General features: G+C 72.9%; 20 protein-coding genes and 1 riboswitch. Of the genes, 8 read left to right on the top strand and 12 right to left on the bottom strand.

Going from position 1 to position 19525, the window contains the following annotated elements:
- The first annotated feature begins 35 nt into the window (after positions 1–35).
- Complete coding sequence (locus ACIPLC_RS20610; RefSeq protein WP_400474446.1) at positions 36–443, top strand: hypothetical protein; 408 nt, start codon at positions 36–38, stop codon at positions 441–443.
- An 82-nt stretch (positions 444–525) separates the two neighbouring features.
- Entirely contained in the window at positions 526–2163 is a 1638-nt protein-coding gene (locus tag ACIPLC_RS20605) for a DNA repair helicase XPB (protein ID WP_400474445.1), read from the top strand.
- Positions 2164–2220: 57 nt separating this feature from the next.
- Here the strand turns inward: ACIPLC_RS20605 and ACIPLC_RS20600 are convergent, their stop codons facing one another.
- Positions 2221–2415, bottom strand: a complete 195-nt coding sequence (locus ACIPLC_RS20600; protein ID WP_400474444.1) for a hypothetical protein — start codon at positions 2413–2415, stop codon at positions 2221–2223.
- A 288-nt stretch (positions 2416–2703) separates the two neighbouring features.
- Between ACIPLC_RS20600 and ACIPLC_RS20595 the strand changes: the two genes are divergently transcribed.
- Positions 2704–4755 carry a HelD family protein gene (locus ACIPLC_RS20595; protein ID WP_400474443.1) on the top strand — a complete coding sequence of 684 codons (2052 nt, stop codon included), beginning with the start codon at positions 2704–2706 and terminating at the stop codon, positions 4753–4755.
- A 47-nt stretch (positions 4756–4802) separates the two neighbouring features.
- Here the strand turns inward: ACIPLC_RS20595 and ACIPLC_RS20590 are convergent, their stop codons facing one another.
- From ACIPLC_RS20590 to ACIPLC_RS20580, 3 genes are read right to left on the bottom strand one after another with little or no spacing between them, the layout of a single operon-like run.
- Complete coding sequence (locus ACIPLC_RS20590) at positions 4803–5489, bottom strand: copper homeostasis protein CutC (RefSeq protein ID WP_400474442.1); 687 nt, start codon at positions 5487–5489, stop codon at positions 4803–4805.
- Positions 5490–5546: 57 nt separating this feature from the next.
- Complete coding sequence (locus ACIPLC_RS20585) at positions 5547–6539, bottom strand: hypothetical protein (RefSeq protein WP_400474441.1); 993 nt, start codon at positions 6537–6539, stop codon at positions 5547–5549.
- Positions 6536–6919 (bottom strand): PadR family transcriptional regulator, encoded by a 384-nt coding sequence (locus ACIPLC_RS20580; RefSeq protein WP_400474440.1) that lies wholly within the window; start codon positions 6917–6919, stop codon positions 6536–6538. Before ACIPLC_RS20580 ends, ACIPLC_RS20585 begins: the two co-directional genes overlap by 4 nt.
- Positions 6920–6976: 57 nt before the next feature.
- Here ACIPLC_RS20580 and ACIPLC_RS20575 point away from each other — a divergent pair, with 57 nt between their 5' ends.
- Complete coding sequence (locus ACIPLC_RS20575; RefSeq protein WP_400474439.1) at positions 6977–7642, top strand: hypothetical protein; 666 nt, start codon at positions 6977–6979, stop codon at positions 7640–7642.
- A gap of 12 nt (positions 7643–7654) precedes the next feature.
- Here ACIPLC_RS20575 and ACIPLC_RS20570 read toward each other — a convergent pair whose 3' ends face one another.
- From ACIPLC_RS20570 to thrC, 5 genes are all read right to left on the bottom strand, one after another.
- The gene (locus tag ACIPLC_RS20570; protein WP_400474438.1) at positions 7655–8011 is read right to left on the bottom strand and encodes a hypothetical protein; all 357 of its coding nucleotides are present in this window, start codon (positions 8009–8011) and stop codon (positions 7655–7657) included.
- A gap of 94 nt (positions 8012–8105) precedes the next feature.
- A complete protein-coding gene (gene groL, locus ACIPLC_RS20565; protein ID WP_400474437.1) occupies positions 8106–9728 on the bottom strand; it encodes a chaperonin GroEL in 1623 nt (540 codons plus the stop codon).
- 346 nt (positions 9729–10074) lie between these two features.
- Complete coding sequence (locus ACIPLC_RS20560) at positions 10075–10278, bottom strand: cold-shock protein (protein ID WP_030289665.1); 204 nt, start codon at positions 10276–10278, stop codon at positions 10075–10077.
- A gap of 579 nt (positions 10279–10857) precedes the next feature.
- The gene (locus tag ACIPLC_RS20555; protein WP_400474436.1) at positions 10858–11136 is read right to left on the bottom strand and encodes a MoaD/ThiS family protein; all 279 of its coding nucleotides are present in this window, start codon (positions 11134–11136) and stop codon (positions 10858–10860) included.
- A 36-nt stretch (positions 11137–11172) separates the two neighbouring features.
- Positions 11173–12453, bottom strand: a complete 1281-nt coding sequence (gene thrC, locus ACIPLC_RS20550) for a threonine synthase (RefSeq protein WP_400474435.1) — start codon at positions 12451–12453, stop codon at positions 11173–11175.
- 17 nt (positions 12454–12470) lie between these two features.
- A riboswitch (SAM riboswitch) is annotated at positions 12471–12607 on the bottom strand.
- A 147-nt stretch (positions 12608–12754) separates the two neighbouring features.
- Here thrC and ACIPLC_RS20545 point away from each other — a divergent pair.
- Positions 12755–13756 carry a glucosyl-3-phosphoglycerate synthase gene (locus ACIPLC_RS20545; protein ID WP_400474434.1) on the top strand — a complete coding sequence of 334 codons (1002 nt, stop codon included), beginning with the start codon at positions 12755–12757 and terminating at the stop codon, positions 13754–13756.
- Positions 13757–13806: 50 nt separating this feature from the next.
- The gene (locus ACIPLC_RS20540; protein WP_400474433.1) at positions 13807–15273 is read left to right on the top strand and encodes a trehalose-6-phosphate synthase; all 1467 of its coding nucleotides are present in this window, start codon (positions 13807–13809) and stop codon (positions 15271–15273) included.
- Between the two features lie 26 nt (positions 15274–15299).
- Here the strand turns inward: ACIPLC_RS20540 and otsB are convergent, their stop codons facing one another.
- Together otsB and ACIPLC_RS20530 are read right to left on the bottom strand one after the other, a co-directional pair.
- Complete coding sequence (gene otsB / locus ACIPLC_RS20535) at positions 15300–16139, bottom strand: trehalose-phosphatase (protein WP_400474432.1); 840 nt, start codon at positions 16137–16139, stop codon at positions 15300–15302.
- 30 nt (positions 16140–16169) lie between these two features.
- Complete coding sequence (locus ACIPLC_RS20530; protein ID WP_400474431.1) at positions 16170–16430, bottom strand: DUF3263 domain-containing protein; 261 nt, start codon at positions 16428–16430, stop codon at positions 16170–16172.
- Between the two features lie 67 nt (positions 16431–16497).
- Here ACIPLC_RS20530 and ACIPLC_RS20525 point away from each other — a divergent pair, with 67 nt between their 5' ends.
- Positions 16498–16848 carry a cupin domain-containing protein gene (locus ACIPLC_RS20525; RefSeq protein WP_400474430.1) on the top strand — a complete coding sequence of 117 codons (351 nt, stop codon included), beginning with the start codon at positions 16498–16500 and terminating at the stop codon, positions 16846–16848.
- A 34-nt stretch (positions 16849–16882) separates the two neighbouring features.
- Here ACIPLC_RS20525 and ACIPLC_RS20520 read toward each other — a convergent pair whose 3' ends face one another.
- Positions 16883–18163 carry an extracellular solute-binding protein gene (locus ACIPLC_RS20520; RefSeq protein ID WP_400474429.1) on the bottom strand — a complete coding sequence of 427 codons (1281 nt, stop codon included), beginning with the start codon at positions 18161–18163 and terminating at the stop codon, positions 16883–16885.
- A gap of 293 nt (positions 18164–18456) precedes the next feature.
- Here ACIPLC_RS20520 and ACIPLC_RS20515 point away from each other — a divergent pair, with 293 nt between their 5' ends.
- Complete coding sequence (locus tag ACIPLC_RS20515; RefSeq protein WP_400474428.1) at positions 18457–19404, top strand: ROK family protein; 948 nt, start codon at positions 18457–18459, stop codon at positions 19402–19404.
- The last annotated feature ends 121 nt before the right edge of the window (positions 19405–19525 follow it).

The raw sequence follows: 19525 nt of genomic DNA, 5'->3' as shown, positions 1-19525 counted from the left end.
GCAGTCTGGAACGGGGGATTCCGAGAGGAGGCACCATGCTGGGCGATCGGATAGCGGAGTTGACCACCACGGAGACCGGCCGACGGGTCCTGGCCACGGTCGGCGGCCTGCACCCCGCGCTGGAGGTGTCGATGACCGGCACCGGCCACCTGCTGGGCACCCACGTACGGGAGTTCATCACCTACGGGTCCGAGCTCCGCCCGGACGGCTCGCTGTTCGGCGAGGGCCAGGGCGTCGGCATGTCGGCGACGGGCGAGGCCTACAGCTGGCACGGCAGCGGCATCGGCCACTTCACCGGCGGCGGCACGGTCAGCTGGCGCGGCACGATCTACTTCGAGAGCGCCGCCGACGCCTTCCTGCACCTGAACGACCTGATCGGCGTCTTCGAGTTCGACAGCGACTCCCGGGGCGCGGGCACGGTCGCCCTGTACGAATGGAAGTAGCCCGCTCACGTTCGCCGCGGAATGCGCGACACTGGAGGGTCTGCGTCAATCCAGCCTGTCAGCCAGTGGAGGGCTTCCCCGCGTGAACGACGGACCGCTCATCGTCCAGAGCGACAAAACTCTTCTCCTGGAGATCGATCACCCCAAGGCCGCCGAGTGCCGGCGCGCCATCGCGCCGTTCGCCGAGTTGGAGCGCGCCCCCGAGCACGTGCACACGTACCGGGTGACGCCGCTCGGGCTGTGGAACGCCCGGGCGGCGGGGCACGACGCCGAGCAGGTGGTGGACGCCCTGGTGACGTACTCGCGCTATCCGGTGCCGCACGCGCTGCTGGTGGACGTGGCGGACACCATGGGCCGCTACGGGCGGCTCCAGTTGCTCAAGCACCCGACGCACGGGCTGGTGCTCGCCACCACCGACCGGCCGGTGCTGGAGGAGGTGCTGCGCTCCAAGAAGATCGCCCCGCTGGTCGGCGCCCGGGTCGACCCGGACACGGTGGTGGTGCACCCCTCCGAGCGCGGCCAGATCAAGCAGGTGCTGCTCAAGCTCGGCTGGCCGGCCGAGGACTTCGCCGGGTACGTGGACGGCGAGGCGCACCCGATCGAGCTGGACGAGGACGGCTGGCAGCTGCGCCCGTACCAGTCGCAGGCCGTCGAGGGCTTCTGGCACGGCGGCTCGGGCGTCGTGGTGCTGCCCTGCGGCGCCGGCAAGACGCTGGTCGGCGCGGCCGCGATGGCGCACGCCAAGTCGACGACGCTGATCCTGGTCACCAACACCGTCTCGGCCCGCCAGTGGAAGCACGAGCTGGTCAAGCGCACCTCGCTCACCGAGGAGGAGATCGGCGAGTACAGCGGGACGCGCAAGGAGATCCGCCCCGTCACCATCGCCACCTACCAGGTGATGACCACCAAGCGGAAGGGCGTCTACGCGCACCTGGAGCTGTTCGACGCCCGCAACTGGGGCCTGGTGGTCTACGACGAGGTGCACCTGCTGCCGGCGCCGGTGTTCAAGTTCACCGCCGACCTGCAGGCCCGCCGCCGCCTGGGCCTGACCGCGACGCTGGTGCGCGAGGACGGCCGCGAGGGCGACGTGTTCAGCCTGATCGGGCCCAAGCGCTTCGACGCGCCGTGGAAGGAGATCGAGGCGCAGGGCTACATCGCGCCCGCCGACTGCTGCGAGGTGCGGGTCACCCTGACCGACTCGGAGCGCCTGTCCTACGCCACCGCCGAGCCCGAGGAGCGCTACCGCTTCTGCGCCACCACGGCGACCAAGCGGCGGGTGGTGGAGGCGCTGGTCAAGAAGCACGAGAAGGACCAGACGCTGATCATCGGCCAGTACATCGACCAGCTGGACGAGCTCGGCGAGGTGCTGGACGCGCCCGTGATCAAGGGCGAGACCAGCAACGCCCAGCGGGAGAAGCTGTTCGAGGCGTTCCGCAACAAGGAGATCGGCGTCCTGGTGGTCTCCAAGGTCGCGAACTTCTCGATCGACCTGCCCGAGGCCACCGTGGCCATCCAGGTCTCCGGGACGTTCGGCTCCCGCCAGGAGGAGGCCCAGCGCCTGGGCCGCGTCCTGCGCCCCAAGGCGGACGGCCACGCGGCGCACTTCTACTCGGTGGTCGCCCGGGACACCGTGGACCAGGACTTCGCCGCCCACCGCCAGCGCTTCCTGGCCGAGCAGGGCTACGCGTACCGGATCATCGACGCGGACGACGTGCTCTAAGGCGTGCTGAAAGGCGCGCTCCAAGGCGCGCCGCAAGGCGTGCTGTAGCGGGAGGGCTCAGTACCGGACACCGTCGCGCCCGAGGAAGACCACGCGCGCGGCGGTGTCCAGGGCGATGCCGACGTTGCGCACGGCGGTGACCAGGGGGCCCCGGCGGCGGCCGCCGGGCACGGTGACGGCGGAGGCCCCCGCGGGGGCGGACGGGACGGACTTCTGAGTCGGCACTCCAGGCGCCGCGTGTACGGTGCTCATGCTTCAACGGTAGGTTCCGGACAGGCCGGGCACATCACCCCAAAGGCCGTACCCGCCGGGCCGGAGGTCGTCCTCCAGGTGTAGGGAACCCCTGAGACCTGCGGGGCTGGAACCCTGGGGCGCGCGGGTCTAAGATCGTCCGTCTGCCCCCTCCCGCACCGTGGTACCTGCTGAAGTCGCGCAGGCAGCCGGGGGAGGCGCCGACCGCACGGCAACCGGTCGGCCGTACCCACCGTGAGCTCCATCTATCCGCTGCGCCCGGTTCCGGCGCAGCCGGGAAGGTTCGCCGTGCCCGCCACCCCCACCACCGACCCCCTCCAGCGCGAACGCGACCACCTGGCCGCGTCCCGGTCCGCGCTGCGAGCGATGCGCGAGGACGTCCAGTCGCTGGACCTGCGCGACGTGACCGGCACCTGGGTGTCCGCCGCCGTCCTCCAGAACCAGATCGAGGCCCGGATCGCCGCCCTCGCCGACCTCTCGCACACCCCGCTGTTCTTCGGCCGCCTGGACTACCTGCACGTGATCAGCGAGGAGCTGAGCGAGGGCGGGGGCGGTGAGAGCTTCTACATCGGCCGCCGGCACGTCCACGACGCCGACGGCGACCCGATGGTGATCGACTGGCGCGCGCCGGTCTCCCAGCCGTTCTACCGGGCCAGCCGCACCGAGCCGCTGGACGTCGAGCGCCGCCGCCGCTTCGGCTACACCGGCGGCGAGCTCACCGCCTACGAGGACGAGCACCTGAGCGACCCGGCCGAGGCCGACACCGCCTCCGCCCTGCTCGCCGCCGAGATCGAGAAGCCCCGCGTCGGCCCGATGCGCGACATCGTCGCCACCATCCAGCCCGAGCAGGACGAGATCGTCCGCTCCGACGTGACGGGCACCATCTGCGTCCAGGGCGCCCCCGGCACCGGGAAGACGGCCGTGGGCCTGCACCGCGTCGCGTATCTGCTGTACGCGCACCGCGAGCGGCTGGCCCGGACCGGCACGCTGGTGATCGGGCCGAACAGCTCCTTCCTCTCCTACATCGAGCAGGTGCTCCCGGCCCTGGGCGAGCTGGACGTCGCCCAGGCGACCGTGCAGCAGCTGGTCGGGCACGTCGAGGTGCGCGGCGAGGACGACCCGGAGGCGGCCCGGCTCAAGGGCGACGCGCGGATGGCCGAGGTGCTGCGCCGGGCGGTGCGGGCGGGCATCGCGCTGCCCACCGAGCCCTGCATGGTGGTCCGGGGCTCCCGCCGCTGGCGCGTCCCGGTGTACGAACTCGTCGAGATCATCGAGGAGCTGAAGAGCCGCGAGGTGCGCTACGGCGCCGCCAGGGACGCCCTGCCGCAGCGGATCGCGCACGCGGTGCTGCTGAAGATGGAGCAGGGCGGCGAGGCCCCCGACGACCGGGTGCAGGACGCGGTGGCCCGCAACGCCGCGGTCAAGGCGGTGGTCAAGGAGTGCTGGCCGGCGGTCGATCCGGCCAAGCTGGTGCTGCGGCTGCTCTCCGACCCGGAGTTCCTGGCCGCCTGCGCGGAGGGCGTGCTGACCCCGGAGGAGCAGCGGGCGGTGCTGTGGCCCAAGCCGGGCCGCTCGGTGAAGACGGCCCGCTGGACGCAGGCCGACGCCGTCCTGGTCGACGAGGCGACGGACCTGGTGCAGCGCACCCCCTCGCTCGGGCACGTGGTGCTGGACGAGGCGCAGGACCTCTCCCCGATGCAGTACCGCGCGGTCGGCCGCCGCTGCACCACCGGCTCGGCGACCGTCCTCGGCGACCTCGCCCAGGGCACCACCCCGTGGGCGACGGCGAGCTGGCCGGACGCGCTGCGCCACCTGGGCAAGCCGGACGCCCACGTCGAGGAGCTGACCAAGGGCTTCCGGGTGCCGGAGGAGGTCATCGCGTACGCCTCGCGGCTGCTCCCGGCGATCGCCCCGGGCCTGGCCCCGGCGACCTCCGTCCGCGACGCCCCCGGTTCGCTGGCGATCCGCCGCCTCGCGGACGGGGAGGCCGTGCCCGCCGTCCTGGCGGCCTGCCGCGAGGCGCTGGAGCACGAGGGCTCGACCGGGCTGATCGCCGCCGACGCCCGGGTCCCGATGCTCGCCGAGGCGCTGACCGCGGCCGGCCTGCCGTACCTGTCCCCCGGCGACGAGACCAGCGCCGAGGCCCGGCTGACGCTCGTCCCGGCCTCGCTGGCCAAGGGCCTGGAGTACGACTACGTGGTGCTGGACGAGCCGGCCGCGGTGATCGCGGGCGAGCCGGACGAGCGGACCGGCCTGCGGCGGCTGTACGTGGCGCTCACCCGGGCCGTCTCCGGCCTGACGGTGCTGCACGGCGAGCCGCTGCCCGAGCAGCTGCGCTGAGGAACGGGGGCCGGCCCCACCGGGACCGGCCCCCGCCACCCGTGCGCTCAGGCGTCGATCTGCGCCCGCCACTCGGCGACCTTGGCCGCGTCCACCGGCGTCCGCCAGCCGTCGACCCGCACCGCCCCGCCGACGTGGAAGCCGTCGAAGCCCTCGGCCCGCAGTCCCTTCAGGTGTTCGGCCCGCAGGCCGCCGCCGATCAGGATCCGCTGCCCGTACCCGGGCCGGCCCGCGCGGGCCAGCTCCGCCAGCAGCACCTCGTACCCGGCGTCGACCCCGGCGGCCGCGCCCGAGGTGAGGAAGGTGTCCAGCCCGGGCAGCGCGCCGACGGCGGCCCGCAGGGCGGCCCGGTCGGCGCTGTGGTCGATCGCCCGGTGGAAGGTCCAGCGGCAGCCGGCCACCGCCTCGGCGACGGCGGTGGTGGCGGCCAGGTCGACGGCGCCGTCGGCGTGCAGGAAGCCGAAGACGAACTCCTCGGCGCCCTCGGCCCGCAGCGCGGCGGCCCGGGCGGCCAGTTCGTCCAGGTCACCGGGCGCGAAGCCGTCCCGGATCCGGAGCATCACGCGCAGCGGGAGGTCGACGGCGGCCCGGATCCGGGCGAAGTCCTCGACGGACGGGGTGAGCCCGTCCGAGGCCATGTCGGTGACCAGTTCGAGCCGGTCGGCACCGCCCGACTCGGCAGCCTGGGCGTCCTGGGGCGTCAGCGCGATGACTTCGAAAATTGGTCTAGACATATCAGTAGGTTGCCACATCCGGCCGGGCCCGGCGAGCCTTTCGCCCCGCCCCCCGGGTCACGCCAGGCTGCGCCCCTTCCCGGAGCCCCCGCCGGGCCGTCCGCCCAGCCATCCGCCGGGCCCGTCACCGGCCCCGATCCGGCGCACCGCCACCGCGGCCGCCACCAGGAGCAGCAGCACCGGCACCGCCATCGGCAGCACGTGCCAGACCCCCCGGCCCTCGCGCCAGATGTTGAACAGCCCCGCGAACATCGTCAGCGACAGCAGCGCGACCCCCACGGCCGCCGGCGCCACCCGACCGCGCAGCGCGGTGAAGGTCAGCAGCAGCGGCCCGATCAGCAGCGCCGCGAACCACTGCATGTCCAGCGGGAAGGTGGCATCGCCCCAGTGCTGGAGCGCCACCAGCAGCCCGCCCCCGAGGATCGCGGCGAGCCCCAGCCCGCCGGAACGCCACGAGGCCCTGGGCAGCAACTCCGTCGGCGCCGCGGCCAGCACCAACGCCCCCAGCACGAACGGCATGGTGGACACGCTGCTGTCCCCCACCCCCCAGAGGTCGAAGTACGGCGGCTCCACGACGGCCTGCGCCAGCACGAACAGCGCGGAGACGGCCTGGACCAGCAGGATGACCCGCACCGCCGTCCAGCGCCCCATCACGACGGCCGCCGCGAGCAGCAACGCGATCACCGGCGGCGCGATGGTCAGGGCGTACGTGGTGTACGAGTGGTCCCAGGTCAGCCGGTGGGCGGCCTGCTCCGCATCGCTCACCCACGGCACCAGCCCCGCGCCGGCCAGCGCCCCGGCGACCATCGGCGCGGCCAGCGCGAGCACCCGCCCGGCCAGCGAGGAGCCGGTCAGCCCGAGCCGCACCCGCAGCCCGTACACGGCCAGGTCGAACGCCTCGCGGGCGACGGCCGAGCGGCCCGCCTCCGCCGTGGTGTCGGCGAACACCGCGGCCAGTTCCTCGCCCCGCTCCCGGCGGTAGCGGGGCGGGTAGAACTGCAGCGCCGCCCGCAACGCGGTCGAAGGCGCCCCCATCGTCGGTGTGGTCATGCGGAGAACCCCCTCATCATCGACTGCCCCTTCGGCTCCGGCTTCCCCTGCAACGCCGACCAGACGTTCGCGAGACGGCGTTCCGCCTCGGTGGCGACGGCCCGCAGCCGCCCCGCCTCGGCGGCCAGCACCGCCCGGCCGGCGCTGGTCAGCGCGTAGCTGCGGCGCGCCCGCCCGTCCACGACCTCCTCCGCGGCGACCTCGATCAGCCCCTGCTGGAGCAGCCGGTCGAGGGCGCCGTACAGGGTGCCGGTGCGCATCTTGACCCGGCCCCCGGAAATGGCGGCGATCTCCTGGATGAGGGCGTAGCCGTGTCTGGGGGCGTCCGCCAGGGCGGTGAGCAGCAGCAGCGTCGGCTCCTGCATCGAGCGTTCAGTCATACGACTACATATATCGCCAACCTACCTATAGGTCCAGTACTTCGCCGACCCGCCACAATGGCCCCCATGCCCACCACGCCCAGCACCGAGGACCTCACCGACGGCCTGCTCGCCGACTGGACGGCGCTGCTGCACCGCTGCGCCGCCGCCGAAGACCCCGAGCCGTACGGGCGGGAGCTGCTGCGCCGCTGGTCCGAGCCGCAGCGCCGCTACCACACCCCGGAGCACCTGCACGCGGTCCTGCGGCACGTCGACGACCTCGCCGGGCACGCCGCCGACCCGGACGCCGTCCGGCTCGCGGCCTGGTTCCACGACGCCGTCTACCGGCCCGACCGCTCCGAGAACGAGGAGCGCAGCGCCGCCCTGGCCGTGCGCGCGCTGACCGCCGCCGGCCTGCCCGCCGCCCGGGTGGCCGAGGTCGAGCGGCTGGTCCTGCTCACCGTCACCCACCACCCGGCGCCGGGCGACCGCGACGGCGAGGTGCTCTGCGACGCGGACCTCGCCGTCCTCGGCGGCGCCCCGGAGGCGTACGCGGCGTACGCCTCCGCCGTCCGCGCGGAGTACGCCTTCGTCCCGGAGCCGGACTTCCGCGCCGGCCGGGCCGCCGTGCTGCGCCGACTCCTCGCCCTGCCCGCGCTCTACCGCACCCCCACCGCCCGCGAGCGCTTCACCGACGCCGCCCGCGCCAACCTGACGGCCGAACTCGGCGGCCTCGAAGGTTAGGGCGTGTCCGCCCTAGGGCAGCTCGCCGACCGGCGCGACCACCGCGCCCTGCTTGCCGCACACCCAGTGCGGCTCCGGCCCCAGCTCGGGCTCCACGCCGAGCGCGTGCGGGTCCCCGTCCACGGCGCAGGCGGTGCACAGCGGCCAGCGCCCGTACGCCTCCAGCAGCGCGTCCTGGACGTCCTGGGCGACCAGCCCGAGCACGTACTCGGTGCCGTCCGGCCACTGCTCCAGCCACCAGCGGCGGTGGGTCACGGCCTGCTCCACCAGGGAGACGACGGCGGCGTCTGCCACGTCCCGCGCGGTGAGGTCGGCCAGGATCTGCGCCCGCGCGTTGTGCAGTGCGGTCTCGATGTCGTCGGAAGCCATCTGTCCATTCTGCGGTAGAACGCCGTGTGGGCGGCCCCCCGAAGGGGACCGCCCACACGATCAGGAACCAGCCGATCCGATCATGCGATCAGGATCAGAAGTCCATGTCACCGCCCGGCATGCCGCCGCCGGCGGCCGCAGCGGCCTTCTCCGGCTTGTCGGCGATGACGGCCTCGGTGGTGAGGAACAGCGCCGCGATGGAGGCGGCGTTCTGCAGCGCGGAGCGGGTCACCTTGGCCGGGTCGATGATGCCCTCGGCGATCAGGTCGACGTAGGTGTTGGTGGCCGCGTTCAGGCCGTGACCGGCGGGGAGGTTGCGCACCTTCTCCACCACGACGCCACCCTCCAAGCCGGCGTTGGTCGCGATCTGCTTGATCGGGGCCTCCAGCGCGACCTTGACGATGTTGGCACCGGTGGCCTCGTCGCCCTCCAGCTCCAGCTTGTCGAAGGCGACCGAGGCCTGGAGCAGCGCGACGCCACCACCGGCGACGATGCCCTCCTCGACGGCGGCCTTCGCGTTGCGGACGGCGTCCTCGATGCGGTGCTTGCGCTCCTTGAGCTCCACCTCGGTGGCCGCGCCGGCCTTGATGACGGCCACGCCGCCGGCCAGCTTGGCGAGGCGCTCCTGGAGCTTCTCGCGGTCGTAGTCCGAGTCGCTGTTCTCGATCTCGGCGCGGATCTGGTTCACGCGGCCGGCGACCTGCTCGCTGTCGCCGCCACCGTCGACGATGGTCGTCTCGTCCTTGGTGATGACCACCTTGCGGGCGGTGCCCAGCAGGTCGATGCCGGCGTTCTCCAGCTTGAGGCCGACCTCCTCGGAGATCACGGTGCCACCGGTGAGGATGGCGATGTCGCCGAGCATGGCCTTGCGGCGGTCGCCGAAGCCCGGGGCCTTGACGGCGACGGACTTGAAGGTGCCGCGGATCTTGTTCACGACCAGGGTCGACAGGGCCTCGCCCTCGACGTCCTCGGCGATGATGACGAGCGGCTTGCCGCCCTGCATGACCTTCTCCAGCAGCGGCAGCAGGTCCTTGACCGAGCCGATCTTGGAGTTGGCGATGAGGATGTACGGGTCCTCGAACGTCGCCTCCATCCGCTCCAGGTCGGTCGCGAAGTAGGCGGAGATGTAGCCCTTGTCGAAGCGCATGCCCTCGGTGAGCTCAAGCTCCAGGCCGAAGGTGTTGCTCTCCTCGACGGTGATGACGCCTTCCTTGCCGACCTTGTCCATGGCCTCGGCGATGAGCTCGCCGATCTGGGTGTCGGCGGCCGAGATGGAGGCGGTGGAGGCGATCTGCTCCTTGGTCTCCACGTCCTTGGCCTGGGCCAGCAGCTGGTCGGAGACGGCGGCGACGGCCTTCTCGATGCCGCGCTTCAGGGCCATCGGGTTGGCGCCGGCGGCGACGTTGCGCAGACCCTCGCGAACCAGGGCCTGGGCGAGCACGGTGGCGGTGGTGGTGCCGTCACCCGCGACGTCGTCGGTCTTCTTGGCGACCTCCTTGACGAGCTCCGCGCCGATCTTCTCGTAGGGGTCCTCGAGCTCGATCTCCTTGGCGATGGAGACACCGTCGTTGGTGATCGTGGGGGCGCCCCACTTCTTCTCCAGCACGACGTTGCGACCCTTGGGGCCGAGCGTGACCTTCACTGCGTCGGCGAGCTGGTTCATGCCACGCTCAAGGCCGCGGCGAGCTTCCTCATCAAAGGCGATGATCTTGGCCATCAGAAGTGGTCCTCCGGGACACGGTCGACTGCTCGGACCAAGGGGTGCCCGCGACGGACGGCCCTGGTGTGCGGGGGTCCTTTCCCCTACCGCTCCCGGGGGCCTCACCGACCCGGTCCGCTGTCACTCTCACGCTGTGAGTGCTAACGCCAATAATTAGCACTCGGGGTGGTCGAGTGCAAGCCCAATCGCGATCCCGCGAGCCGCCCGGGGCGCTCCCGCCGGCCCGCGCAACTCCCCGCCGGGGAACGCCGACGGGCCCGTACGACGCGTGTCGTACGGGCCCGCCGAGAAGCGAGTGGTCACCAGCCGTGGGCCGCGCCGAGCTCCTGGGGTCGGAAGGGGGTCACACCGCGGCGCGGACCATGTCCGCCTGCGGGCCCTTCTGTCCCTGGGAGATCTCGAACTCGACCCGCTGGCCCTCCTCGAGGGTGCGGTAGCCGTCCATCTGGATCGCGCTGTAGTGGACGAAGACGTCCGCACCACCGTCGACCGCGATGAAGCCGTAGCCCTTCTCCGCGTTGAACCACTTGACGGTGCCCTGAGCCATTCCGAACTCCCCTAGTGCTGTGCTGGCCCTTCACGCGCCCGCAGGTCGCGGGCCCGGGTCTGGTTTGAAGGCCGGCCCGGGGAACCCCCCCTGGGCGCAGCCGTGCACGCCGCAGCCCTCCGCCAGGGGCACCTGACGGCGCCCTGTGAGCGGGTGATTACGTCGACCGCGGCTGAATGTATCCGGATCGACGCCCTCTGCAACAGGGTCAGCTGCGGGGAATTCCGGCACCGCGCCAAGGGGCAGGACGGGCTAAACCGGGAGGAATTCGGCATTTCACGCCGGACATAGCGGACGGATTACTACAAATCCCCGCGGGAATTCTGACATCTGCCTGACATGTTTCACGGCCCAGGCGCCCGACCGGTCCCAGCGGCCGGACGACCGTCCGGCGATTCGCGGGTGAGGATGGGGGGAAGCCCTGTTCCCAACCGAGCCACACTCTACTCCGACTTGACCCCGCCATATTCCCGCCGAAATACGACCGGCCGCCCGCGGGTACGGAGAACGGAATTCCGTACGTGCGGACGGCCGGTCGGACGAACGGCGCGGGCGGCGTGCCCCGGTCCGGGGAGCGGCTCAGCAGCCGCCGGCCACCGCCGGGATGATCGAGACGCTGGCGCCGTCCGCGATCCCGGTCGCCAGGCCCTCGGAGAAGCGCACGTCGTCGTCGTTCACGTAGACGTTGACGAAGCGGCGCAGCTTGCCGGCGTCGTCCAGGATCCGGGCGGCGATCCCCGCGTGGTTCTTCTCCAGGTCGGCGATGACCTCGCCCAGGGTGGCGCCCTCGGCGGCCACCTCGGCGGCGCCGCCGGTGTAGGTGCGCAGGATGGTGGGGATACGGACGTTGGCGCTCATGGTTCTCCTAGCGGGTGCGCAGCGGGGCGGGGGTGTTCAGGCGGACGCGAGGCCGGCGTCGTGGAAGGACGCCAGGGTCGGGCGGATGACGGCGGTCATCCCGGCCCCGGCGACGGCGTCCAGGGTCTTCAGGCCGTCGCCGGTGTTGATCGCGACGGTCTCCTTGGCCGGGTCCAGCTGCCCGGTCTCGACCAGCTTCTTCAGCACGCCGACGGTCACCCCGCCCGCGGTCTCGGCGAAGACGCCCTCCGTCCGGGCCAGCAGCCGGATCGCGTCCACCACCTCGGCGTCGGTGACGTCCTCGACCGCGCCGCCGGTGCGCCGGGCGATGTCCAGCACGTACGGGCCGTCCGCCGGGTTGCCGATCGCCAGCGACTTGGCGATGGTGTCCGGCTTGACCGGGCGGATCACGTCCTGGCCGGCCTTGAACGCCGCCGACACCGGCGAGCAGCCCGCCGCCTGGGCGCCGAAGACCCGGTACGGCCGGTCCTCGACCAGGCCGAGCCTGATCAGCTCCTGCAAGCCCTTGTCGATCTTGGTCAGCTGGGAGCCGGAGGCGATCGGGATGACGATCTGCTCCGGCAGCCGCCAGCCGAGCTGCTCGCAGATCTCGTAGGCCAGCGTCTTGGAGCCCTCGCCGTAGTAGGGGCGCAGGTTGACGTTGACGAAGCCCCAGCCCTCGCCGGCCGGGTCGCCGATCAGCTCCGAGCAGAAGCGGTTCACGTCGTCGTAGTTGCCCTCGATGCCGACCAGCTCGCCGCCGTACACCCCGGCCATGACGACCTTGCCCTGCTCCAGGTCGTGCGGGATGAACACGCAGGACTTGAAGCCGGCCCGGGCGGCCGCCGCGCCCACCGCGCCGGCCAGGTTGCCGGTGGAGGAGCAGGAGAGCGTCGTGAAGCCGAAGGCCCGCGCGGCCTCGATGGCGCAGGCCACCACGCGGTCCTTGAACGAGTGGGTCGGGTTGCCCGAGTCGTCCTTGATGTGCAGCTGCGCGGTGAAGCCCAGCTCGCGGCCCAGGTTGTCCGCCTTGACCAGCGGGGTCCAGCCGGGGTTCAGGTTGGGCTTGGTGGCGACGTCGGCCGGGACGGGCAGCAGCGGCGCGTAGCGCCAGATCGAGCTCGGGCCGGCCTCGATCCGGCGGCGCAGCTCCTCGGCGCCCTCGCTGCCGAAGTCGTACGCGATCTCCAGCGGGCCGAAGCACTCCAGGCAGGCGAAGCTCGGACCGAGCGGGAAGCGGGTGCCACACTCCCGACAGGACAGCGCGGCGGCGGGGCCGAGGTCCACGGATGCGGGTGCGACGGTGTCGATAGCCATGATGGCGGAGGCCTCTCTCCTCATCTTCCCCGTGGCACGGTCGCGCCACAGGCCGGAATTGGCACCTGTCCCGCCGGGGCCTGTCGACAGACAGCCGCGCGAGAAGGTTGCCGGGACGTCAACGGGCCGTTCCCTCAGTCCCTCTGGATGAGCTTGTGAAATTGTGGTGGTGCTCAACGACGACCCCGGCGTGCAAAGGTCCGGCCGCTGTACGAAGACTGTATCCGAAGGCGTCAACCCCGAATGGGATCGTCCGCCACGCGAGATGGCGCGTCCCACCGACCCCGCCGAGGAGAGTCCCGTGCCCGCCGAACCGACCCCCGCGCTGCTCCCGCAGGCGGCGTCCTGGCTGCGCCGCCGCTCGTGGAGCGCGGTCGACCGGCCGGTGCACGCCCTGCTGGAGGCCAAGCGCCGGACCGGCCAGACGGTCAGCGTGGTGCTCCCCGCGCTGGACGAGGAGGCCACCGTCGGCGACATCGTCCGCACCGTCCGCCGCGAGCTGATGGAGCGCCTCCCGCTGGTCGACGAACTCGTCGTGGTCGACTCCGGCTCGGCCGACGACACCGCCGCCGTCGCCGCCCGGGCCGGCGCCCGGGTGGAGCACCGCGACGCGATCCTGCCCCGGCTGCCCGCCGTCCCCGGCAAGGGCGAGGTGCTCTGGCGCTCGCTGCTGGTCACCCGCGGCGACATCGTCTGCTTCGTCGACGCCGACCTGCGCGAGTTCGACCCGGCCTTCGTCTCCGGCATCCTCGGCCCGCTGCTCACCGAACCGGACATCCAGCTGGTCAAGGCCATGTACGACCGGCCCCTGGAGACGGACGGGGCGGTGGTCCCGGCCGGCGGCGGCCGGGTCACCGAACTGGTCGCCCGCCCACTGCTCAACCTGCACTGGCCGGAACTCGCCGGTTTCGTCCAACCGCTCGGCGGTGAGTACGCGGCCCGCCGCGCGCTGCTCGAACGGCTGCCCTTCCCCACCGGCTACGGCGTCGAACTCGGCCTGCTGGTCGACGCGCTGGAGACGGTCGGCCTGGACGCCCTGGCCCAGGTGGACGTCGGCGTCCGGCACCACCGGCACCAGGGCGGCCAGGCCCTCGGCCGGATGGCCGCCACCATCTACCGCACCGCCCTGGAACGCCTCGACCGCACCCACCGGCTGAAGGCCTCCGCCGACCTGGTCCACCCGCTGCTGACCCAGTTCACCCGCGACCCGCAGAGCCGGGAGTTCACCGCCCACACCCACCCGGTGACCGCCCTGGAGCGCCCCCCGATGCACACCGTTCCCGAGTACGCGACCCGGCACTGAACACCCACCGAAAGGGTTTGCCGCTCCGGAGCCCAGGCAACGTACCAACCATGGGCGATCTCACGACCGAACGTTCGAGTGCGACCGGAACCGCCCCCGTCCTGGTGGCCTCCAATCGGGGACCGGTGTCGTTCAGCACCGCGGACGACGGCACGCTGACCCTCCGCCGCGGCGGCGGAGGCCTGGTATCCGGCCTCTCCGCCATCGACGACCCCGATGCGGTCTGGGTCTGCGCCGCCCTCGGCGCGGCCGACCGGCAGGCCGCCGGAGAAGCCCCGGACGGCCGCCTCGACCTCGCCGGGCACGACGTGGGCGGCCAGGCCGTCCGCATGCTCGACATCGACCCCGACACCTTCGCCCGCGCCTACAACGGCGTCGCCAACTCCACCCTCTGGTTCGTCCACCACCTGCTCTACGCCACCCCCACCGCCCCCGCCTTCGACGCCGGGTTCCGCACCGAGTGGGCCGCCTACCGCGCCTACAACGCCGCCTTCGCCGAGGCGCTGGCCGCCGAGGCCGCCCCCGGGGCCGCCGTGCTGGTCCAGGACTACCACCTCTCGCTGACCCCGGCCCTGCTCCGCGCCACCCGCCCCGACCTGCGGATCGGCCACTTCTCGCACACCCCGTGGGCCCCGCCCGAGTACTTCCGGCTGCTGCCCGACGACGTCGCCGAGGCCGTCCTCACCGGCATCCTGGGCGCCGACCGGGCCGGCTTCCTCACCCGCCGCTGGGCGCTGGCCTTCGCCGACTGCTGCGCCGACCTGCTCGGCGCCGAGGTCGACCGGGACGCCATGACCGTCACCCACGCCGGCCGCACCACCCGGCTCGGCGTCCACGCGCTCGGCGCCGACGCCGACTTCCTGCGCGAACGCTCCCACCGCCCGGACGTCGACGAACGCCTCGCCGCCCTCCGCGAGGCCGTCGGCGGGCGCCGCACCATCGTCCGGGTCGACCGCACCGAGCTGAGCAAGAACATCGTCCGCGGCCTCCAGGCCTACCGGCACCTGCTGCGCACCCGCCCCGAATGGCACGACCGGGTGGTGCACATCGCCTTCGCCTACCCCTCCCGCACCGACCTCGCCGAGTACCGCGCCTACACCGCCCAGGTCCAGCGGCTCGCCGAGGACATCAACGCCGAGTTCGCCACCCCCGACTGGCAGCCGCTGATCCTGCACGTCGACGACGACTTCCCGCGCTCCCTGGCCGCCTACCGGCTCGCCGACGTGGCCCTGGTCAACCCGATCCGGGACGGCATGAACCTGGTCGCCAAGGAGGTCCCGGTGGTGTCCGACCACGGCTGCGCCCTGGTGCTCTCCCGCGAGGCCGGCGCGTACGCCGAACTCGCCGAGGACGCGCTCACCGTCAACCCGTACGACGTCATCGCCACCGCCGACGCCCTGCACGCCGGCCTCACCATGCCCGAGGAGGAGCGCGCCGACCGCACCAAGCGCCTCGCGGCGGCGGCCACCGCGCTGCCCCCGCAGCAGTGGTTCCTCGACCAGCTCAACGCGCTGTGAACCGGCTCAACGCCCTCTGAACCGGCTCAACGCGCTGTGAGCGCCTCCGCGAGACCGCGCAGCAGCTCCACCACGCCGGCCGGGCCCGGGACCACCAGGTCCGCCCGGTCGGCGAGTTCGCGCACCGGCGCGTCCCCCACCGCGCCGCTGCACACCAGCAGCCCCGCCACCCCCTCGCCGCGCAGCTTCTCCACCGCCGCGAAGGCCGCCACGTCCCCCAGGTCGTCCCCCGCGTACAGCACCGAACCGGCCCCGCGCTCGCGCAGGAAGCCGGTCAGCGCCGCGCCCTTGTCCACCCCCGGCGGCCGCAGCTCCAGCACCAGCCGCCCGGGCTCCACCACCAGCCCGTGCCCGGCCGCCAGCTCGCCGACCGGCGCCCGCAGCAGCTCCAGCGCCTCCTCCGGCGCCGCCGTGCGCCGGGTGTGCACCGCCAGCGAGCGCCCCTTGTCCTCCAGCCACGTCCCCTCGGGCGCCCCCGCCGCCGCCAGGGCGCCCGGCAGCGCCGCCCGCGCCCCGGCCACCCCGGGGTGCACCGGCGGCGCGGTCACCTCGCCGCCCTCCCAGCGCTCGGCACCGTAGTGCCCCAGCACCACGACCCCGGGCAGCCCGTCGAGGCCGCCGTACTCCGCCGCCAACGCGGCCGGCCGGCCGGTCACCACCACCACGGCCCGCACCGCCGGCACCAGCGCCCGCAGCGCGGCCGCCGCCCCCGGATGCGCCCGCGCCCGATCGGGGTCCGCCACGATCGGCGCCAGCGTCCCGTCGAAGTCCAGCGCGATCACCGCCTCGCCCGGCGCCGCCAGGATCGCCCGCAGCCCGTCCCGCCCGGCACCAGTGACCGGCACCCACTTCTCGTCAAAGCCCATGCCCGAGCCCTACCCCGCGGCCCGGCCCCGCTACCGCGCGGCCCGGCGGGCCTCCCGGATCCGGCGCAGGCGGTTCACCAGCACCGGGGCGTGCGCCAGTGCCTCCGGCCGGTCCAGCAACGCGTTCAGCAGCTGGTAGTACCGGGTGGAGGAGAGCCCCAGCTCCTCCCGGATCGCCCGCTCCTTGGCCCCGGCCGTCCGCCACTGCCGCCCCTCCAGGGCCAGCACCGCCAGGTCCCGCTCACTCAGCTCGCCCACCAGGACACCTCCGCCATCACTACGGAGTGTCATTCTCGCGCGTGAGCCCGACACACTGTGCGCCCCCCGGCGCCCGGCCGACCCGGCTAGCGTCGGCGGTATGACCACGCCCAGCTTCGCCGTGCACATCCCCACCGCCGACCTCGAACCCGACCCGCTCGACCCGGCCCAGATCGTCTCCGGCACCCCGGAGGTCTCCGGCCGGGTCCTCGCCGAGTCGCCCGACGGCCGCCAGCTGCGCGGCATCTGGCAGATCACCCCGGGCGTGGTCACCGACGTGGAGGCCGACGAGCTGTTCGTGGTGCTCAGCGGCCGGGCCACCATCGAGATCGAGGGCGGCCCGACCCTGGAGGTCGGCCCGGGCGACTGCGCCGTGCTGCGCGAGGGCGACCGGACCACCTGGACGGTCCACGAGACGCTCCGCAAGGCCTACGCCATCACGCTCCCCTGACGACCCCGCCCCCGCGCACCACCCCGGCCCGGGTTCACTTGCGGACCCGGGCCGCCTCCTGGACCGCCGCGTCCTGCAGCCCGGTGAGCGCCTGCTTCGGGTCCCCGGTGACGGCCTGGCCGATCCCGGCCTTGATCCGGTTGCTGACATCGCCCCAGGCCGGGTCCCCGAACGGGTAGAAGCTGGCGTTGGTCAGCCCGACCGCGAACTGCTTGAGGTCCTCGTGCTTCGGGTCGGACGTCATCTGGGTGAACGCGTCCTGGGTGACCGGCAGCAGGTTGTACTGCTCGTCGAACTTCAGCTGGAACTCGCGGGAGTAGGCGAAGGACAGGAACTTCTTGATCTCGTTCTTGTGCCCGTTGGCCTTGAACGCCATCATCCAGTCCGCGACGCCGAGGCTGCCGGTCTTGCCCACGCCGTCCTTCTTGGGGATCGGCGCCGTCCCGAAGTCGATCTTCCCGGCGGTGGCCATCCGCAGCAGCGTCGGGTGCCCGTTCAGCATGGCGACCTTCCCGGCCGCGAAGTCCTGGAAGACCGGGGTGCGGTTCATCTTGCCCGGGTCCGGATAAGTCAGCCCGGTGGCCACCAGGTTGCTCTTCAGCCAGCTGAAGGTGGCCTGGTTCTGGGTGCTGTCGATGGTGTAGTTGCCGACGTCGTCGGAGAGGCTGCCGCCGCCGCTCAGCGTCCACAGCATGGACTCGGCCGGCGCCTCCTCCGGCCCGAGCGGGAGCCCGTACGGGGTCACGCCCGGCACCTTGGCCTTGATCTTCTCGGCGTCCTGGCGCAGTTCGTTCCAGGTGGCCGGCGGCTGGGTGATGCCGGCCTGGCGAAAGACCGCCTTGTTGTAGAAGAGCACCCGGGAGGAGGAGACGAACGGGATGCCGTACTGGGTGCCGAGCACCTGCCCGGCGTGCGCGAAGGTGTCCAGGAAGTTGGCCTGGGTGTCCATCGAGAGCACGTCGGCGGCCGGGTACAGCCGGTCCGCCGCGACCTGGTCGGCGAAGCCGCCGGTCTGCAGCAGGTCGGGGGACTTGCCGGCCGCGATCATGTCGTCGACCTTCTTGCCGATGTCGGTCCAGCTGTCCACCTCGACGTCGACCTTGATGCCGGGGTTGGCCGCCTCGAAGCCGCGCGCGACCTCGTCCCAGTACAGCTTGGAGCTGGTGTCGGCGCTCTCCCCGTAGTCGGCGGCGACCAGCTTGAGGGTGACCGGGCCGTCGTCCTGCCCGCCGCACGCGCTGACGGCGGTGAGTACCAGTGCTCCGGCCAGCGCGGTGCCGAGGACGCGGGTGGGAACGTGGGCGCGCCTGTTCAACGCGGGTACCGCCTTCAGGGGAGAACTGCGACCGGACGGGGGAATCCGGGAGGGGGGAGGCGCAACACTGCCAAACGCACCGGGCGGTGGTCCACACCACTGTGCCGCGCCCGCCGAGTAGTTATCGAAGTGCGGACGTCATTGCACGATGCGCAACAGAAGGTGAACGGAAGGCGCCCGACGCAAAGCCCCGCACACCGCCCCCATCTGCGACAAAGCTCACCTACTTTGGACCAGACCAATCCGACAACTGGACTAGACCTCTTCTACCCGACCAAGGGAAACTGTCCTCCGTGAAGCACGTCATCGCACTCGATGTAGGCGGCACCGGCATGAAGGCCGCGCTGCTCGCCCAGGACGGCTCCGTGCTGTTCGAAGCACGCCGACCGACCGGGCGGGAGCATGGCACGGACGCCGTGGTCTCCGCCATCCTCGACTTCGCCGCCGACCTGGCGGACGAGGGCCGGGGCCTCTTCGGCGTCGCCCCGCTCGCGGCCGGCGTCGCCGTCCCGGGCACGATCGACGAGAGGAACGGCATCGCGGTCTACTCGGCCAACCTCGGCTGGCGGGACCTCCCGCTGCGCAAGCTGCTGGGCGAGCGCCTGGCCGGCCCCGACGGCTCCGCCATACCCGTCGCGCTCGGCCACGACGTGCGCTCCGGCGGCCTGGCCGAGGGCCGACTCGGCGCCGGCCGGGGCGTCGACCGCTTCCTGTTCATCGCGCTGGGCACCGGCATCGCCGGTGCCATCGGCATCGGCGGCCGGATCGAGGCCGGCGCGCACGGCTACGGCGGCGAGATCGGCCACGTCGTGGTCCGCCCGGGCGGACCGCAGTGCGGCTGCGGCGCCCGCGGCTGCCTGGAGACGCTCGCCTCCGCCTCCGCCGTGTCCCGTGCCTGGGCCGCGGCCAGCGGCGACCCCGACGCCGACGCGGCATCCTGCGCCGCCGCGGTGGACGCCGGGGACGACCGCGCGCTCGCGGTCTGGCAGGGCGCCGTCGACGCCCTGGCCGACGGGATCGTGCTCGCCCAGAGCCTGCTCGACCCGTCCACGGTGATCGTCGGCGGCGGGCTGGCCGAGGCCGGTGACACGCTCTTCACCCCGCTGCGCACGGCGGTCACCGAGCGCCTGACCTTCCAGATGCCCCCGAAGGTCGTACCCGCCATGCTCAAAGACACCGCCGCGTCCCTGGGCGCGGGCCTGCTCGCCTGGGATCTGCTCTCCATGGAGGTGACCGCGTGACCACCGCGGACCGTGACCGTACCGCACTGGCCGGCGCCCGGCTGGTCCTGCCCGGCGGCGTCGTCGAGGGCGGCCGCCTGGCCGTCGAGGGCGACCGGATCGCCGGCCTCGGCGGGGAGGC

The sequence above is a fragment of the Kitasatospora sp. NPDC086801 genome (assembly GCF_044745805.1).
GTDB lineage: Bacteria > Actinomycetota > Actinomycetes > Streptomycetales > Streptomycetaceae > Kitasatospora.
The sequence above is the reverse complement of the archived record's forward strand: the minus strand, read 5'-3'. Positions and strand labels throughout refer to the sequence as shown.

What these genes read in the sequence shown, in the direction of transcription:
- ACIPLC_RS20610 (WP_400474446.1), top strand. Translation starts at nt 36, where the DNA reads ATGCTGGGCGATCGGATAGCGGAGTTGACCACCACGGAGACCGGCCGA.
- ACIPLC_RS20600 (WP_400474444.1), bottom strand. Translation starts at nt 2,415, where the DNA reads ATGAGCACCGTACACGCGGCGCCTGGAGTGCCGACTCAGAAGTCCGTC.
- ACIPLC_RS20590 (WP_400474442.1), bottom strand. Translation starts at nt 5,489, where the DNA reads ATGTCTAGACCAATTTTCGAAGTCATCGCGCTGACGCCCCAGGACGCC.
- ACIPLC_RS20585 (WP_400474441.1), bottom strand. Translation starts at nt 6,539, where the DNA reads ATGACCACACCGACGATGGGGGCGCCTTCGACCGCGTTGCGGGCGGCG.
- ACIPLC_RS20580 (WP_400474440.1), bottom strand. Translation starts at nt 6,919, where the DNA reads ATGACTGAACGCTCGATGCAGGAGCCGACGCTGCTGCTGCTCACCGCC.
- ACIPLC_RS20575 (WP_400474439.1), top strand. Translation starts at nt 6,977, where the DNA reads ATGGCCCCCATGCCCACCACGCCCAGCACCGAGGACCTCACCGACGGC.
- ACIPLC_RS20570 (WP_400474438.1), bottom strand. Translation starts at nt 8,011, where the DNA reads ATGGCTTCCGACGACATCGAGACCGCACTGCACAACGCGCGGGCGCAG.
- groL (WP_400474437.1), bottom strand. Translation starts at nt 9,728, where the DNA reads ATGGCCAAGATCATCGCCTTTGATGAGGAAGCTCGCCGCGGCCTTGAG.
- ACIPLC_RS20560 (WP_030289665.1), bottom strand. Translation starts at nt 10,278, where the DNA reads ATGGCTCAGGGCACCGTCAAGTGGTTCAACGCGGAGAAGGGCTACGGC.
- ACIPLC_RS20555 (WP_400474436.1), bottom strand. Translation starts at nt 11,136, where the DNA reads ATGAGCGCCAACGTCCGTATCCCCACCATCCTGCGCACCTACACCGGC.
- thrC (WP_400474435.1), bottom strand. Translation starts at nt 12,453, where the DNA reads ATGGCTATCGACACCGTCGCACCCGCATCCGTGGACCTCGGCCCCGCC.
- ACIPLC_RS20540 (WP_400474433.1), top strand. Translation starts at nt 13,807, where the DNA reads ATGGGCGATCTCACGACCGAACGTTCGAGTGCGACCGGAACCGCCCCC.
- otsB (WP_400474432.1), bottom strand. Translation starts at nt 16,139, where the DNA reads ATGGGCTTTGACGAGAAGTGGGTGCCGGTCACTGGTGCCGGGCGGGAC.
- ACIPLC_RS20530 (WP_400474431.1), bottom strand. Translation starts at nt 16,430, where the DNA reads ATGACACTCCGTAGTGATGGCGGAGGTGTCCTGGTGGGCGAGCTGAGT.
- ACIPLC_RS20525 (WP_400474430.1), top strand. Translation starts at nt 16,498, where the DNA reads ATGACCACGCCCAGCTTCGCCGTGCACATCCCCACCGCCGACCTCGAA.